The following is a 15,200-nucleotide window of genomic DNA, read 5'->3' on the forward strand; positions in this document are numbered from 1 at the left end:
GTCCGGCTCGGCGGTGGTGCCTGCCCTACCGCGACAACCTCGCCATTCGGCGCTCAGATATCGGCGCGACGCTCCCAGCGCCACGCGAATTCGCCCGCGACCGGAGCCGGACCGGGCAGTTCGACACCGTCCGCCGCGAGCCCGGCGACGAGTATCGCCAGGGTTCGTCTGCGCAGCTGGGCTGTGCGCACCGGGTCGGGGACGGTGATCGCGGCGCAGGCGTCGAGGACCAGGCCGAGATCGAGGGAGTTCACCTCGGGCCGCAATTTCCCCGTGGCGTGCGCGCGTCGCACCAACTCGTCGTTCACCTCGCCGGAGTGCACGACCTCGGGCAGCAGGGATTCGTCGGGGGTGAAGGTGCCCGCCAGATGTACGGCCAGCGAGTGGACGTCGGCGTCGACCACTCGTTCGAGGAAGCCGACCAGCGCCTTCCAGCCGTCCGACTCCTCCAGCGCGGCGTCCCCCTCGGCGTTGTAGCGGCGCAGCCCGTCTTCGCAGAGCGTGCGCAACAGCACCTCCTTGCTCGGATAGCGCCGGTACAGCGCGCTGATCCCGACACCCGCGCGTTCGGCGACGGCGGCGATAGGGGCGCCCGCATCGGACAGGAAGACTTCGCGGGCGGCCGCGAGGATGATCCCGTCGTTGCGGGCCGCCTGTGCCTTGCGCCCGGAAAGGGCTGGTCGAACCGGGGAATCGGTGGTCTTCGCCATGGGTTCCAGATTACCACTTGAAACGGAATGATCCGTTCTGATAGGATTTGAACAGAACAAAACATTCCGTTCCAAACAGGAGAAGCAGATGTCCTCGAACGCCGTGCGACCCTTCGTCATCGACATCCCGCAGTCCCGGCTCGACGACCTCGCCGATCGCCTGCGCCGGGCACTGTGGCCCGACGAACTGCCCGGCGTCGGCGATGCCTACGGCGTACCGAACGAGCGGGTGCGCACGCTCGCCGAGTACTGGCTCGAGCGGTTCGATTGGCGGGCGCTGGAGGCGCGATTGAACGCGCTGCCGCAGTTCACGACCGAGATCGACGGCGAGGACATCCACTTCCTGCACATCAGGTCGTCCAGATCGGACGCGGTGCCCGCGATCCTGACCCACGGGTGGCCCGGCAGCATCCTCGAATTCCTGGACGTCATCACGCCGCTGACCGAACCCGAGTCGGCCGACGCGCCCGCGTTCCACGTGGTCGTTCCCTCCCTGCCCGGATTCGGATTCTCCGGTCCCACCCGCGGCACCGGTTGGAACCGGGGCAGGACGGCGCGCGCGTGGCTGGAGTTGATGTCGCGGCTCGGATACGAGGAGTTCGGCGCGATCGGCAACGACGCGGGCTCGATGATCGCTCCCGAAATGGCCCGTCTCGCACCGGAACGTCTGCTGGGAGTCCATGTGACGCAGCTGTATTCGTTCCCCTCGGGCGATCCGGCCGAATTCGAGGGCCTGTCCGCCGACGATATGGCGGCGCTCGCCCACCTCCAGTGGTTCCACGAGAACAAGATGGCCTTCAATACCCTGCACAGCCAGCAGCCACAGACCCTGGCCTTCGCGCTGGCGGACTCCCCCGTCGGCCTGCTCGGCTGGAACGCGCAGCTGCTCGGAACCAGTCTCGACTCGGATTTCGTCATCGGGAATGTGGCGATCTACTGGCTGACAGGCACCGCGGGTTCCTCGATCCGGTTCTACTACGAGGACGCCCACACCGCCGAGTCCCCCGTCGAACCGACCACGACCCCCATCGGCCTCGCCATGTTCACGGGCGATTTCCAGTCCATCCGCAGATTCGCCGAACGCGATCACCACAATATCGTCAGCTGGAACTCCTACGACCTCGGCCACGCCACCGGTGGGGCCAACGACGCGGGGGGACACTACGCCGCGCACGAGGCGCCCGACGTGCTCGTCGGTGATATCCGCGGGTTCTTCGCGCAGGTCATCCAGGAGTTCTCCCCGGCGCCGACCACGGACAGCGCCCGCCTCCACACCGTCGACAACCGGTAGCGCGCAGGGCCGCGGCGGGGCCTGGACACTCGCGTATGCGCGCGAGACGCCGGACCATGGTTCCCGCCCCCGGCCGCTGTTGTACTGGATTCACCTACAGCACAACAGTTTCGAGATATCGGGAGAAATCATGAGAATCGCGGTCTTCGGAGCCACCGGTAGCGTCGGTCGGCTCGTGGTGGAGCAAGCACTGGAACAGGGCCACGAGGTGACGGCTTTCACCCGCGACGCCGCGCGGATCACCCGGCGCCACGATCGGCTGCACGTGGTGGAGGGCGACGTCTTCGACAGCGTGGCGGCGCAGCGGGCGGTGCAGGGTCAGGACGCGGTGATCGTCGCACTCGGCGACGGCAGGAAAGGGCTGGTCCGGTTCGGCGGCACGAAGGCCGTCGTCGAGGCGATGCGGCGGACCGGGGTGAAACGGCTGATCTGCCAGAGCAGTCTCGGCGTCGGCGACAGCAGGGAGAATCTCGACTTCCTCTGGAAGTACGTCTTCTTCGGAATTCTGCTGCGCAAGGCCTACAACGACCATGGCGCACAAGAGGATTACGTACGCGCCAGCGACCTGGAGTGGACCATCGTCCGCCCCAGCGCCTTCACCGACGGCCCCCGCACCGCCGCCTTCCACCGCGACGTCCGCGCCGACGCGAAAGGTCTGGCGCTGAAGATCTCCCGCGCCGACATCGCGGATTTCCTGCTCGAACAACTGACCGATACGGCCTACGTCCACCGGACACCGGGCATCTCGAACTGAAATCGCTTCCGATTCAGGTCATTTCGTCCGAGACAGGGTATTTGTCCGACTCGAACAAAGGTTCGATCATTGATAGTCTTCGTGCATGATCAGTTCGTCGCACGAAGCGATGCACGGGATCTTCACCCATAACCCGGCCGCGTTCGCCCACGCCTTCCACATCCTGGATCTCCCCTTCCCCGACCCCATTGCCGTGCAACAGGTCTCGGTCGACCTGACCGAGACCTCCCCGGTCGAACGGCGGGCCGACACGGTTCTGCGGATCACGACCGAGCACGACACATTCCTGCTCGTGGTCGAGGCGCAATCGCGTACCGATTCCACCCGAGTCGCCGCATGGTCCTACTACGTGACCTTCCTGCACAACAAATATGAACTGCCGGTCGTATTGGTAGTGGTCTGCCACGACAAACAGACCGCAACCTGGGCGAGTAGACCGCTGCGCGTCACATACCGAGACTGGACAAGCTTCACCCTTCAACCACTGGTCCTCGGCCCACACAACGTTCCCGCCGTCACCGATCCGGCGGAGATAATCGATGACTTGCCGCTCGCTACACTGTCGGCGATAACCCATGCCAGGGAACCCGAGATCGGTGCGATACTAGAGGCGATCATCGCGGCCTTCCACCGTCGGGGCCACGACGACGAAACCGGGTTCTACGCCGAACTCATCGAACAGGGAATATCGCACACCGACGCCGCCCAGCTGTGGAGGGACAAAATGGCCACCGATCTGTCGTTCTTCCGTTCGGAATCCGCACAACGGCTGCGCGCCCAAGGCCGCGAACAAGGGCTCGAACAAGGGCTCGAACAAGGGCTCGAACAAGGCCGGGCCGAACAGGCCGCCCACGCGGTGCTGACCGTACTCACCGGCCGTGGCATCGAACTCTCCACCGCGCAGCGCACTCGCCTCACCGAGACCACCGACCTCGACCAGCTCGACAAATGGCTCGTCCAAGCGCTCACCGCGGCCCGCGCGAACGAACTGTTCGACTGAGCCCCGGACGCGCACAAATCATCGAGGGACGAAATGGCCACCGATCTGTCGTTCTTTCGTTCAGAATCCGCACAACGGCTGCGCGCCCAAGCTCTGGCTGAAGGCCTCGCACAAGGCCTCGAACGGGGGCGGACCGAGCAGGCAGTGCGTTCAGTACTGATAGTGCTCACCGAACGTGGCGTCGAGCTTTCCACCACTCAGCACTCTCGGCTCTCCGAGAGCACAGACCTCGAACAACTTGAAGTGTGGCTGGTCCACGCGCTGACCGCGACCGATGCGAGCGAACTGTTCGTCTGAGTGTCCGGGACCGGACGAACGACGTCGAGCGGATCGCGGACGAACACCGCTTCGACGCGGTGATGCCAGTCAGCCTTGTTCGTGAAGGTCGACCCACACGGGGAAGGGGTCGGCGTAGGTGATCCACTCCGTGGTGCCGCGCGCGAATTCCTGGTCGGTGAGCAGGGCTCCGTCCAGTAGGGCGCGGACCTCGTCACGGTCGATACGTACGCCGATGAAGACAATCTCCTGTCCGGCGGGTACTTCCAGTGACGACCACCACGCGGCCGGTTCGAAGGTGAGGTTGGGGCCGGCCTGGGACCAGACGGCGGCGAAACCGGGGCGGCTGGCGAGCCAGCAGAAACCCTTGCTGCGCAACATTCCCCGCAGCTGGTGCAGCGCGTCGGCGAGACGCTGCGGATGGAAGGGGCGCACCGCGGTGTAGGTGAGGCCGCCGATGCCGAATTCCTCGGTCTCGGGGAGGTGGCCGCCCGCCAATTCCTCTGCCCACCCGTCGGATTCCGCGGCGACGACCGGGTTGTAGCGGCCGGTGTCGAGCACCTGATCCAGATCCACCACGCTGCCGACCGCGCGCAGGATTCGCGCACGCGGGTTGAGACGGCGCAGGGTGGCCTCGACGGTGCCCGCGGCGGTGACGCTCACCAGATCGGTTTTGTTGAGCACGAGCACGTCGGCGAATTCCACCTGATCGATCAGCAGGTCGGCGATGGTGCGGGTATCGCCCTGTGCCGCTTCGAGATTCCGGTCGGCGAGAGCTTGTCCGCGCGCTACTTCGACGAGGAAAGTCGAGGCGTCGACCACGGTCACCATGGTGTCGAGCCGGGCGATGTCGCCGAGTCGGGAGCCGCCCTCGAATTCCCATTCGAAGGTGGCCGCCACCGGCATGGGTTCGGAGATTCCGGTGGATTCGATGACCAGGTGGTCGAACCGCCCCTCACCTGCCAGCCTTCCCACCGCCTCGATCAGGTCCTCGCGCAGCGTGCAGCAGATACATCCGTTGCTGAGTTCGAGCAATTTCTCCTCGGTCCGGTCGAGATGCCCGTGCCCCGCGATGAGAGCGGCATCGATATTGACCTCGCTCATATCGTTCACGATGACCGCGATCCGGCGGCCGTCGCGGTTGGCGAGGATGTGCCCGAGCAGTGTCGTCTTGCCCGCGCCGAGGAATCCGGAGAGCACGGTCACGGGCAGCGGTTCGGTTCGCGGGGTTACGGTCACGATTTAATGATAACGATTGTCATTAACAACTGTTCGGCGGGGCATCGAATGGCGAACCGGGCATCCCGGGCGCGCGTCGGGCATCGTAGGGTCGAGCCGTGAAGCTGTTGCCGATTCCCGCCGCCGGACAGACCCCCGTTCGAGTCCTGACGATCGCGGGCACCGACTCCGGCGGTGGCGCCGGAATTCAGGCCGACACCCGCACCATGGCCCTGTGCGGGGTGCACGCGCTGGTCGCGGTCGCGGCGGTGACGGTGCAGAACTCCGTCGGTGTCAGCGGATTCCACGAGATCCCGCCCCGGATCGTGGCCGACCAGGTGCGCTCGGTGGCAGGCGATATCGGTGTCGGCGCGGCCAAGACCGGCATGCTGGCCTCGACGGCCATCATCGAGGCGGTCGCCGAGGTCTGCCGCGAGGTCGGCATCGGGCGCACCGGGTCGATCCCGCTGGTCGTCGACCCGGTGGCCGCGTCGATGCACGGTGATCCGCTGTTGCACGAGGAAGCGCTGGACGCGGTGCGCCACACGCTGATTCCGCTCGCGACCGTGGTGACTCCCAATCTCGACGAGGTCCGGCTCATCACGGGGATCGACGTCACCGACGACGCGAGCGCCCGCCGCGCCGCCGAATCACTGCATACGCTCGGCGCGCAGTGGTCGATCGTCAAAGGCGGGCATCTGCGTTCCTCGGATGTCAGCACCGACCTGCTCTTCGACGGCGACACCTTCCTCGAATACACCGCACCACGTCTCGCCACCGGCAACGATCACGGCGGCGGCGACACCCTCGCGGCCGCCATCGCCTGCGCGCTCGCGAACGGGTACACGGTCCCGGACGCCGTCGAATTCGCCAAGGAGTGGACCCGCCGCTGCCTGGAAGCCTCCTACGACCTGGGATCGGGACACGGCCCGGTCTCCCCGCTGTGGCGGCTGACGCACAGCTGATCGTGCGGGGTGTTCAGCTCGGGACGGGACTCAATCGTTCTCGAACGCGAGGTGCAGCGGTCGATCGGCGTCGATGGAGATGCCGTTGAGGCGGGCGTTGGATTGCGCGAGCGCGGAGATCATCTCCGCCAGGTAGGCGACGAACTTCTCGATGGGCATGGTGTCGGCGCGCAGCCGGTTGGCGCCGAGCCACCAGTCGGTGGCCGAGGCGACCGCCCCGAATATCGAGTAATTGACGAGTTCCACACTGTCGACGTCGATCGAGCCGTCCTCGACCAGCCCGGCGATCATTTCGGCGGCGCGGCGCGCGGACCTGCGCGCGGATTGCAGCGCCCGGCCGGATTCGTCCGCGTGCTGGGCGAAATGGCCGTGCAGCATGAACCGGAAGACGTTGGGATGTTCGGTGACAACGAGCATGTACTCGGTGGCCCCGCGGCGGACCAGGTCGCCCGCCGTGTCGTTGGTCAGGTCGATACTCGCGGTGATGCGTTCCCAGAGGATGTCGCGGACCCGGTCGGCGATGGCGTTGTAGAGGTCGGTCTTGTCCTCGAAATGCCGGTACAGCTTGGGTTTCGCCGCACCGGCCTCCTTCGCGATATCGCCCATGCTGACTTCGGGACCGAAGGTGTCGAGTGCGCGGAACGCGGCGTCGACGAATTCGTCTCGCACCTTCAGCCGATGCTCGCGCCACCGCTCGGTACGCGCGTCGACGCGCGGCTTCTCGTCTGATTTCCGGCCGCGTTGCCTCACACCCGCGACCGTACCAACCTGCGTGTCGACCTCGATCGATTCGGTCCGCGCGAACGGTTCGCCGTAGCGGTTACTCTGATGCCGTGCCGGGATATCTTTTGCCGAAACGGCAAGAAAAGTGGCCCGGTTTCCGGCCTCTACCCCACCATGGCGTCATGACCGACACCACCGCGCACGCCAACCCGCAGGAATTCTGGGAAAGCTTCTACCAGGAGCGCGACCAGGTCTGGACCGGGCAACCCAACCCCCTTCTGGTCCGCGAGGCCGCCGAACTCACACCGGGGACCGCACTCGATCTCGGCTGCGGAGAAGGCGGCGACGCGATCTGGCTGGCCGAGCGCGGCTGGCACGTGACCGCCGTCGACATCTCAGCGACCGCCCTCGGCCGGGCCGCGGCGCACGCGGAGAGCGCGGGCGTGCGGAACCACGTCGAATTCGCCGAGCACGACCTGTCGGATACCTTTCCCGAAGGACAATTCGACCTGGTGAGCGCCCAGTTCTTCCATTCCCCCGTCGAGCAGCACGACGAGCGGACGCGGACGTTGCGCCGGGCGACCGAGGCGGTGGCTCCCGGCGGGTCGCTGGTGATCGGCAGCCATGCCGGTTGGGCGAGTTTCGTCGAACACGCCCACGTCGACGTGCATTTCCCCACCCGCGACGAGATCCTCGACGGACTCGCACTCGCCCCGGGCCAATGGCAGGTCGAGACCTCCGACGAGGTCGAACGGGAGATGATCGGCCCGGAGGGCCAGGCGGGCGTGCGCACCGACACCGTGCTGCGGGTACGCCGCACAGCCTGAAGCCCACGAATTCGGTGTCCCAGCAACCTCACAGCCGGGCCCCAGCGTGACGGCAGCGCGGCTGTCGAAGGTGGTCTCATGACCGAAACCGCGACCGCCGCGCACCGGGCGGAACCAACCGGAGCGGTGATCACGCCCGTGCTCGACGTCGTGATCCCCGTCTACAACGAAGGAACCGATCTCGGCGTCTGCGTGCGCCGACTGCACGCCTACCTGAACAGCGGATTCCCCTTCCCCGCCAGGATCACCATCGCCGATAACGCGAGTACCGACGACACCATGCAGGTGGCGCGGCTGCTCGAAGACGAACTCGACGGCGTGCGGGTGGTGCATCTGGACGCCAAGGGCCGCGGCCGGGCGCTGCGGACGGTCTGGGAGCAGTCCGACGCCATGGTCGTCGCCTACATGGACGTGGATCTGTCCACCGACCTGAACGCGTTGCTCCCGCTGGTGGCCCCGCTGATCTCCGGCCATTCGGATGTGGCGATAGGCACCAGGCTCGCCGCGAACTCGCGGGTGGTGCGCGGACCGAAACGCGAATTCATCTCGCGCTGCTACAACCTGATCCTTCGTGCCTCGCTGCGCGCGCGATTCTCCGACGCGCAGTGCGGATTCAAGGCGATGCGCACCGATATCGCGCGACGACTGCTGCCTCTGGTGCAGGACGGGGAATGGTTCTTCGACACCGAACTGCTCGTGCTCGCCGAACGGTCCGGGCTGCGCATCCACGAAGTGCCCGTCGACTGGATCGATGATCCCGACAGCACCGTCGACATCGTCGACACCGCGCGCAAGGATCTGCTCGGAGTGTGGCGGTTGGGGCGCGGACTCACCACCGGCGCACTGCCGCTGGAGGAATTGCGCCGGTCGGTCGGCCGGGAGCCACTGGTGCCGGGTGTGCCGCTCGGCATGGTCGGACAGGTGGTGCGCTTCGCCATCGTCGGCGTCGTCTCCACGCTCGCCTACGCCCTGCTGTATCTGGCGGCCCAGCCCTTCACGGGCCCTCAGGTCGCGAATTTCCTCGCGCTGCTGGTGACCGCGATCGGCAATACCGCCGCCAACCGCGCCTTCACCTTCGGTGTGCGTGACACGAACGGCGCTGTGGCACAACAGTTCCAGGGCCTGCTCATCTTCGCCTTCGGGCTCGCGGTCACAAGCGGCTCGCTGTTCTCGCTGCACCACTGGGCGCCGGATGCCTCCGTGCATCTCGAACTGTGCGTGCTGGTGCTGGCGAATCTCGTCGCCACACTGTCGCGATTCCTCGGGCTGCGGTGGGTTTTTCGCGACAGCGGACCGACCGACGCACCCGAACCCTCACCCGCATTCGCCGGACCTGAATTCCAGAAGGGGGTGAGCAGCCGATGACCACGCTGACAGCCGCGAAACCCCTCGCCACCCCGACCCCTCCCGCACGCCGGGTGATCCGCTGGGAATACCCGGCATTGGCCGCACTTCTGCTGGGCACCGCGATCGCCTATCTCATCGACCTGAGCGCCAATGGCTGGGCCAACTCCTTCTATTCCGCTGCGGTACAGGCGGGTTCGAAATCATGGGAGGCGTTCTTCTTCGGCTCCTCCGATGCCGCCAACTCCATCACCGTCGACAAACCGCCGGCGTCGCTGTGGTTGATGGAACTGTCCGTGCGAGTCTTCGGGCTCAACAGCTGGAGCATTCTCGTCCCCGAGGTACTGCTCGGGGTCGGCTCGGTCGCACTCGTGTGGGCGACCGTACGCAGGCCGTTCGGGTCCGCCGCCGGTCTGCTGGCCGGGTCGGCGCTGGCCGCGACACCGGTCGCGGCGCTGATGTTCCGGTTCAACAATCCGGACGCGCTGCTGGTATTCCTCATGGTGGCCGCGGCCTGGGCAATGACACGCGCCGTCGAGGACGGCCGGACCCGTTGGCTGGTACTCACCGGCGCTTTCATCGGTTTCGGCTTCCTCACCAAACAATTGCAGGTCCTGCTCGTCGTCCCCGCGCTGGCGCTGACCTACCTCGTCGCCGGACCGCCCGCGCTCGGAAAGCGCGTCGCGCAACTGTTCGCCGCGGGCGCGGCGATGATCGTCGCGGCGGGCTGGTGGCTGCTCGCGGTCGAGCTGTGGCCCGCCGACTCACGGCCGTGGATCGGTGGCTCGCAGCATAATTCGATCCTGGAACTCACCCTCGGATACAACGGGCTCGGACGGCTCAACGGCGAGGAGACCGGCAGCGTCGGCCCCGGCGGCGAACTGCCGTTCGGCGGTAACGGGATGTGGGGAAGTACCGGCATCACCCGATTGTTCGAACCCGCGCAGGGCGGTCAGATCGCCTGGTTGATCCCGGCCGCGCTGATCGGTCTCGTCGCGGGAATCCTGTTGCGCGGTAGGGCCTCGCGCACCGATCCGCGACGCGCGGCCCTGATCCTGTGGGGTGGCTGGCTGCTGGTCACCGGACTGGTGTTCAGCTTCATGGCCGGCATCTTCCACGCGTACTACACCGTCGCTCTCGCACCGGCGGTCGCCGCGCTGGTCGGGGCGAGCGCCGTTGCGCTGTGGCGTGAACGCGACCGCCGTTTGGTGCGCGTCGCGCCGGCCGCGATGGTCGCGGTGACGACGGCGACGGCGTGGATGCTGTTGTCGCGCAGTACGAATTTCGTTCCGTGGTTGCGCTGGACGGTGCTCGTCGGCGGAATCGTGACCACCGTCGCGATGCTGTTGCCGACGCCGAGGAAGGTCGGACTGGTCACGGCGCTGGCCGCGGTCCTGGTCGGGCTGGCCGGGCCGGTCGCCTACAGCGTCGATACCATCGCGACCGCGCATCAGGGGTCGATGCCGACCGCCGGTCCGAATGTCGCAGGGATGCACGGTCGTGGGCCGATGGGTGGTGAAGGTCGTTCCAGAATGAACGGGGCGATGGGTGAGACGCGGCCGGGTGCCGACGGTCAGAACCGGGCGGGTGGGCGCAACGGATCGGTTCCGGGGACGAGCCGTTCGGATGCGGGCACTGTTCCCGGCACAAATGGTCCAGGTGCGGGCACCGGTCCCGGCACGAACGATCCAGGTGCAGGCATCGGTCCCGGCACGAACGATCCAGGTGCAGGCACCGGTCCGGGCGCGAACGGCGGAACGGGGACAGTGCCGGGTGGTGACGGCGCGTCCGGCAGCAACAACGCTCCCGCTACTGACGGCACTTTGGGCGCGGCGCAATCCAGCGAGACGAACCAGGGCGGACCGGGCGGTATGGGCGGACTGCTCGGCTCGAGTACCCCCGGCGCGCAGGTGGTCGCGCTGTTGGAGAGCGACGGTGACAAGTACACCTGGGTGGCCGCGGCGATCGGTTCCAACAGTGCCGCCGGATATCAGTTGGCGACCGAATTGCCGGTGATGCCGGTCGGCGGGTTCAACGGTAGCGATCCCTCGCCGACGCTCGAACAATTCCAGCGGTACGTCGCCGAGGGCAAGATCCACTATTTCATCGGCGGCGGCCGGGGAGGTCCCGGCGGTTCGGAATCCGGTAGCGCGGCGATCACCGCCTGGGTCGAGCAGAATTTCACCGCGACGGTGGTGGACGGCGTCACCCTCTACGACCTGACCGCGCACTGAAACATCGACGCGCACCGGCACTCTCGGCCGGTGCGCGTCGGCGTGCGCGTGCGCGGCACCCTGTTCCGGAGCGAATGCGCACGTCATCGGGCTGCGACACGTTCGGGTCACCCCGGCGCGGGGGGCTCGACAAGGGTCACGGTGATCGTTACGGTGCTCCGCATGAACCTGGGCATTGGCGGATTCCCGAACGCTGTCGTGGCGTTCGAACGCGCGGTTCGTGCCGTCGACGAGGACGCCGTGCGATCGGCGCACCGAGAGCTGCTCGACGCCTTCCGGACCGTGTCCCAGGCCGAGGCCCGAGCGGCCGGGCCACAGCTGGCCGCGCTGCTCGGCGCGGTGCCGCACGATCTGCGCGCGCATATCGCGGTGATGGTCGGCGCGTGCGTGGAACGCGGTGCGGACGCGGTCGCCTGCGCGCCGCCGGTGCTGGCCAATCTCGCCGAAGCCCTGGACGAGGCACGAGAATTCGCCGAGTACTGGGCCGCCGCGGAGGGCGGCGAACTGCCGGACCCGGCGAGTGTCGAGCCGACGGATTTCTACGACGGCGCCGGTGTCCAGGCGACGCTGTCGTGGTGGACACTCGACCACTGGATCCGCGCGTCACTGACGTTGATGCAGCGAGAGGCCGTGCGGCGCGGCCTGACTCGGACCACCAGGGAATCGCTGACGCGCAGGCACGAGGCGTACGCCAAACTGTGCGGCGACTGGCGCAAAGATCTCGCCTACGCGCTGCTCGTCCTCGACGACGAACCGGTGGTGGTGCTGCACCGGGAGACCGGCTCGGGATACCTGGTGCGCATGACCGGTATCGGCGACAATTTCCAGCTGCACACCCTGCTCGCGGATGTCCTCATCGGCGGCGGATATCTGCCCGGCGACGCGCCGTCCGCGGCCGCGGCGGCGGTCTGCCGCACCGTCGAGGGACGGGTGATCACCAGGGGTTCGCTGAATCTCGTCGCCCCCGACGGAACCTGGTTGTGGAACGAGGGCACGCCCTCGGATATCCCGGTCGTCGACGGCACCCGGATGCTCGTCCTCGATCCTCCACCCTACCTGCGCGATTGGCAGGCGGGCCGGTACTTTCCCGCCATGGCGGGCGAACTCGTGCTGGAGCGCGTCCTGCCGAACGCCGAAGCCGCGCGCTGGTTCGCCCACGTCGAACCCTCGAAAGACCCGGACGCGTAGGGCTCAGCGAGCGGCGTTCAGTGCCGCGTGCAGGGTGACCGACCACTGCTGCACGATCTCCTTGCGGCGCGCCGAGTCATCGGTGAGCACATCGGCGAGACCGAGCCCGCGGGCCAGATCGAGGGTGGCCTGCACCAGGTGATGGGCGACCGGGTCGGTGTCGTCGACGCCGAGCGCCTCCACCGCGCGCCGATGCGAGGCGCGGCCGAATTTGGCCTCCAGCGGCACGATCCGCTCCCGCAGGACCGGATCGGCGGCCGCGTGGGTCCACACCTGGAGGGCCGCCTTGAACAGTGAACTGGTGTAGGACTCGACCAGCCCGGCCACCACCGCTTCGGTGCGCGCGACACCGTCGACGAGTTCCGACAGCGTCGCGGCCTCGTCCCTGGCCTGTTCGTTACGGCTGTCGAACATGTACTCGAGCGCGGCGGTGATCAATTCTTCCCTGGTCGGGAAATGGTGCTGGGCCGCGCCGCGCGACACCCCTGCCCGTTCGGCGACCACGGCGACGGTGGCCGCCGCCCAGCCGGTCTCGGCCAGGCAGTCGATCGTCGCCTCGAGCAGGCGCTGCCGGGTGGCGCGGCTGCGGTCCTGCTTGGGTTCGTGAGGTGTCGCCATGGGATTATTCTGCCCAGTTCGGCGGACGACGCTGGAGGAAGGCCATCATGCCCTCCTGCACCTCGGGGGTGCCGAAGAAACTCGCCGAGCGGCGCGCGAGTTCGTCGGCCGAACTGTCGAAACCCGCAAGCAGTTCGGCGTTCACCAACCGCTTGGCCTCGGCGAGCCCCTGCGGCGCGCCTTTTCGCAGCTCACCGCACAGCCGGGCCACCTCGGCGGCCGGATCGGCGGCCGTCACCGTGACGAGTCCGATCTTCTGGGCGGTGGCCGCGTCGAACTTCTCGCCGGTCAGGTAGTACCGGCTCGCGGCGCGCTGGTCGAGTCGCGGCAACAGGGTCAGCGAGATCATGAAAGGCGCCAGCCCGATCCGCACCTCGGTCAGGGCGAACGAACTTCCCGGCCCGGCCACCACCAGATCGCAGCCCGCGACGATCCCCATTCCGCCCGCCCGCACATTGCCGTCGATCCGGGCGACGACCGGTTTCGGGATCTCCACCAATCGCCGCAGCACCCCCATCATCGCCCTGGTGCGTTCGTCGGCGGCCACCGCCGGATCGGCGTCGCCCGCCTCGCTCAGATCGGCCCCCGCGCAGAAGGTGTTGCCGGTATGCGCCAGCACGATGGCGCGCACCGCCGGGTCGGCCGCCGCGTCATCGAGACCGCCGAGCAGCTCGGCGACCAAGCGTGAGGACAGCGCGTTGCGGTTGTGCGGCGAGTCGAGGGTGAGTGTCGCGATGCCGTCGCCCACCTCGTAGCGAACGTACGGGGCCGTTGTGGTGTCGCTCATGGATTTCTCCGTCCTTGGGGCCCGGTCCACGCGGACATTCTCGCCACCGAACGCCGGGAACCCGCGTGATCGGGGCGGTTCTGTCCGCCTGGACCGGTCGGCATCAGTACGACCTGGGCAGACCGAGCGAATGCTGGGCGACGAAGTTGAGGATCATCTCCCTGCTCACCGGCGCGATCCTGCCGATGCGGGCGGCGGCCAACATGGCGGCCAAGCCGTAATCCCTGGTCAAGCCCGCGCCGCCGTGGGTCTGGATGGCCTGGTCGAGAGCCTTGATACTCGCCTCGGCCGCCGCGTATTTCGCCATGTTGGCGGCTTCGGCGGCACCCATCTCGTCGCCCGCGTCGTAGAGGCCCGCGGCCTTCTGCATCATCAGTTTGGCCAGTTCCAATTCGATCTTCACCTGTGCCAGCGGATGCGAGATGCCCTGGTGCGCCCCGATCGGGGATTTCCAGACCGTGCGCTCCTTGGCGTATTCCACGGCGCGCTCGATCGCGTAGCGGCCCATGCCGACGGCCATGGCCGCGCCCATGATGCGCTCCGGGTTGAGTCCGGCGAACAGTTGCATCAGCGCGGCGTCCTCCTTGCCGACCAGCGCGGTGGACGGCAGCCGGACGTCGTCGAGGAAGAGGTTGTACTGGTGGTCGGGTTCGATGATGTCCATCTCCTGCGCCACCTTGGTGAATCCGGGGGCGTCGGTCGGGACGATGAACAGCGCCGGCTCGAGTTTGCCGGTCTTGTGATCCTCGGTGCGCGAGACGATGAGTACGGCCTCGGCCTGGTCGACACCGGAGATGAAGATCTTGCGCCCGTTGAGGATCCAGTCGGCGCCGTCGCGGCGCGCGGTGGTGGTGATCTGGTGCGAATTCGATCCGGCGTCGGGTTCGGTGATGCCGAAGACCATTTTGCCGGTGCCGTCGGCGAGTTTGGGCAGCCACTGCTGTTTCTGCTCGTCGGTGCCGTACTTGGTGATGATGGTGCCGCAGATGGCCGGGGAGACGACCATCAGCAGCAGACCCGCGCCCTGGGCCGCCAATTCCTCCATCACCAGCGCGAGTTCGTACATGCCCGCGCCGCCGCCGCCGAATTCCTCCGGGAGGTTGACCCCGAGGAAGCCGAGTTTGCCCGCCTCGTACCACAATTCGTCCAGCGGTTCGTTCTTGCGCGCTTTCGGCAGCACGTAATCGCGGTAGTTGTATTTCGCGGCGAGGGCGGCCACCGCCGACCGCAGTGCTGTGCGCTCTTCGGATTCGATGAAACTCATT

15 protein-coding genes are annotated in these 15,200 nt (G+C 67.2%); 9 read left to right on the forward strand and 6 right to left on the reverse strand.

Annotated elements, in window-relative coordinates; genetic code table 11:
* Positions 1–53: 53 nt before the first annotated feature.
* Entirely contained in the window at positions 54–710 is a 657-nt protein-coding gene (locus tag OG225_RS31905; RefSeq protein WP_405178563.1) for a TetR/AcrR family transcriptional regulator, read from the reverse strand.
* A gap of 88 nt (positions 711–798) precedes the next feature.
* On the opposite strand from OG225_RS31905, the gene OG225_RS31910 reads away from it, so the two are divergent.
* The 4 genes from OG225_RS31910 (at position 799) to OG225_RS31925 (ending at position 4,052) form a co-directional block, all read left to right on the forward strand.
* The gene (locus tag OG225_RS31910) at positions 799–2,001 is read left to right on the forward strand and encodes an epoxide hydrolase family protein (protein ID WP_405178564.1); all 1,203 of its coding nucleotides are present in this window, start codon (positions 799–801) and stop codon (positions 1,999–2,001) included.
* Between the two features lie 130 nt (positions 2,002–2,131).
* Positions 2,132–2,755 carry an NAD(P)-dependent oxidoreductase gene (locus tag OG225_RS31915; RefSeq protein WP_216917039.1) on the forward strand — a complete coding sequence of 208 codons (624 nt, stop codon included), beginning with the start codon at positions 2,132–2,134 and terminating at the stop codon, positions 2,753–2,755.
* Positions 2,756–2,840: 85 nt separating this feature from the next.
* Complete coding sequence (locus OG225_RS31920) at positions 2,841–3,755, forward strand: hypothetical protein (protein WP_405178565.1); 915 nt, start codon at positions 2,841–2,843, stop codon at positions 3,753–3,755.
* A gap of 33 nt (positions 3,756–3,788) precedes the next feature.
* Positions 3,789–4,052 carry a hypothetical protein gene (locus OG225_RS31925; protein ID WP_405178566.1) on the forward strand — a complete coding sequence of 88 codons (264 nt, stop codon included), beginning with the start codon at positions 3,789–3,791 and terminating at the stop codon, positions 4,050–4,052.
* A 69-nt stretch (positions 4,053–4,121) separates the two neighbouring features.
* On the opposite strand, the gene OG225_RS31930 is transcribed toward OG225_RS31925, so the two are convergent.
* Entirely contained in the window at positions 4,122–5,270 is a 1,149-nt protein-coding gene (locus OG225_RS31930; protein ID WP_405178567.1) for a GTP-binding protein, read from the reverse strand.
* Positions 5,271–5,368: 98 nt separating this feature from the next.
* Here OG225_RS31930 and thiD point away from each other — a divergent pair, with 98 nt between their 5' ends.
* Entirely contained in the window at positions 5,369–6,214 is an 846-nt protein-coding gene (gene thiD, locus OG225_RS31935) for a bifunctional hydroxymethylpyrimidine kinase/phosphomethylpyrimidine kinase (RefSeq protein ID WP_405178568.1), read from the forward strand.
* A gap of 30 nt (positions 6,215–6,244) precedes the next feature.
* Here the strand turns inward: thiD and OG225_RS31940 are convergent, their stop codons facing one another.
* Positions 6,245–6,964 (reverse strand): TetR/AcrR family transcriptional regulator, encoded by a 720-nt coding sequence (locus OG225_RS31940; protein ID WP_405178569.1) that lies wholly within the window; start codon positions 6,962–6,964, stop codon positions 6,245–6,247.
* 155 nt (positions 6,965–7,119) lie between these two features.
* On the opposite strand from OG225_RS31940, the gene OG225_RS31945 reads away from it, so the two are divergent.
* From OG225_RS31945 to OG225_RS31960, 4 genes are all read left to right on the forward strand, one after another.
* Complete coding sequence (locus tag OG225_RS31945) at positions 7,120–7,764, forward strand: SAM-dependent methyltransferase (RefSeq protein WP_405178570.1); 645 nt, start codon at positions 7,120–7,122, stop codon at positions 7,762–7,764.
* Positions 7,765–7,842: 78 nt separating this feature from the next.
* Positions 7,843–9,129: a glycosyltransferase gene (locus OG225_RS31950; protein ID WP_405178571.1), complete on the forward strand. Its 1,287-nt coding sequence runs from the start codon at positions 7,843–7,845 to the stop codon at positions 9,127–9,129.
* Positions 9,126–11,342, forward strand: coding sequence for a glycosyltransferase family 39 protein (locus OG225_RS31955; protein WP_405178572.1), 2,217 nt, complete (start codon positions 9,126–9,128; stop codon positions 11,340–11,342). The genes OG225_RS31950 and OG225_RS31955 overlap by 4 nt, the downstream gene beginning before the upstream one ends.
* A 162-nt stretch (positions 11,343–11,504) precedes the next feature.
* Positions 11,505–12,530 carry a hypothetical protein gene (locus OG225_RS31960; protein ID WP_405178573.1) on the forward strand — a complete coding sequence of 342 codons (1,026 nt, stop codon included), beginning with the start codon at positions 11,505–11,507 and terminating at the stop codon, positions 12,528–12,530.
* A 3-nt stretch (positions 12,531–12,533) separates the two neighbouring features.
* Here OG225_RS31960 and OG225_RS31965 read toward each other — a convergent pair whose 3' ends face one another.
* The 3 genes from OG225_RS31965 to OG225_RS31975 all read right to left on the reverse strand — a co-directional run bounded on the left by OG225_RS31965 (position 12,534) and on the right by OG225_RS31975 (position 15,199).
* Positions 12,534–13,148, reverse strand: a complete 615-nt coding sequence (locus OG225_RS31965; RefSeq protein ID WP_405178574.1) for a TetR/AcrR family transcriptional regulator — start codon at positions 13,146–13,148, stop codon at positions 12,534–12,536.
* Between the two features lie 4 nt (positions 13,149–13,152).
* Entirely contained in the window at positions 13,153–13,935 is a 783-nt protein-coding gene (locus tag OG225_RS31970) for an enoyl-CoA hydratase family protein (protein WP_405178575.1), read from the reverse strand.
* Positions 13,936–14,038: 103 nt separating this feature from the next.
* Positions 14,039–15,199, reverse strand: a complete 1,161-nt coding sequence (locus OG225_RS31975) for an acyl-CoA dehydrogenase family protein (protein ID WP_405178576.1) — start codon at positions 15,197–15,199, stop codon at positions 14,039–14,041.
* Between the last annotated feature and the right edge of the window lies 1 nt (position 15,200).

Source organism: Nocardia sp. NBC_01377, from assembly GCF_045040005.1.
Lineage (GTDB): Bacteria > Actinomycetota > Actinomycetes > Mycobacteriales > Mycobacteriaceae > Nocardia > Nocardia noduli.

Coding starts and splice junctions, on each gene's coding strand:
- OG225_RS31905 (WP_405178563.1), bottom strand. CDS start 710: ATGGCGAAGACCACCGATTCCCCGGTTCGACCAGCCCTTTCCGGGCGC.
- OG225_RS31910 (WP_405178564.1), top strand. CDS start 799: ATGTCCTCGAACGCCGTGCGACCCTTCGTCATCGACATCCCGCAGTCC.
- OG225_RS31915 (WP_216917039.1), top strand. CDS start 2,132: ATGAGAATCGCGGTCTTCGGAGCCACCGGTAGCGTCGGTCGGCTCGTG.
- OG225_RS31920 (WP_405178565.1), top strand. CDS start 2,841: ATGATCAGTTCGTCGCACGAAGCGATGCACGGGATCTTCACCCATAAC.
- OG225_RS31925 (WP_405178566.1), top strand. CDS start 3,789: ATGGCCACCGATCTGTCGTTCTTTCGTTCAGAATCCGCACAACGGCTG.
- OG225_RS31945 (WP_405178570.1), top strand. CDS start 7,120: ATGACCGACACCACCGCGCACGCCAACCCGCAGGAATTCTGGGAAAGC.
- OG225_RS31950 (WP_405178571.1), top strand. CDS start 7,843: ATGACCGAAACCGCGACCGCCGCGCACCGGGCGGAACCAACCGGAGCG.
- OG225_RS31955 (WP_405178572.1), top strand. CDS start 9,126: ATGACCACGCTGACAGCCGCGAAACCCCTCGCCACCCCGACCCCTCCC.
- OG225_RS31960 (WP_405178573.1), top strand. CDS start 11,505: ATGAACCTGGGCATTGGCGGATTCCCGAACGCTGTCGTGGCGTTCGAA.
- OG225_RS31965 (WP_405178574.1), bottom strand. CDS start 13,148: ATGGCGACACCTCACGAACCCAAGCAGGACCGCAGCCGCGCCACCCGG.
- OG225_RS31970 (WP_405178575.1), bottom strand. CDS start 13,935: ATGAGCGACACCACAACGGCCCCGTACGTTCGCTACGAGGTGGGCGAC.
- OG225_RS31975 (WP_405178576.1), bottom strand. CDS start 15,199: ATGAGTTTCATCGAATCCGAAGAGCGCACAGCACTGCGGTCGGCGGTG.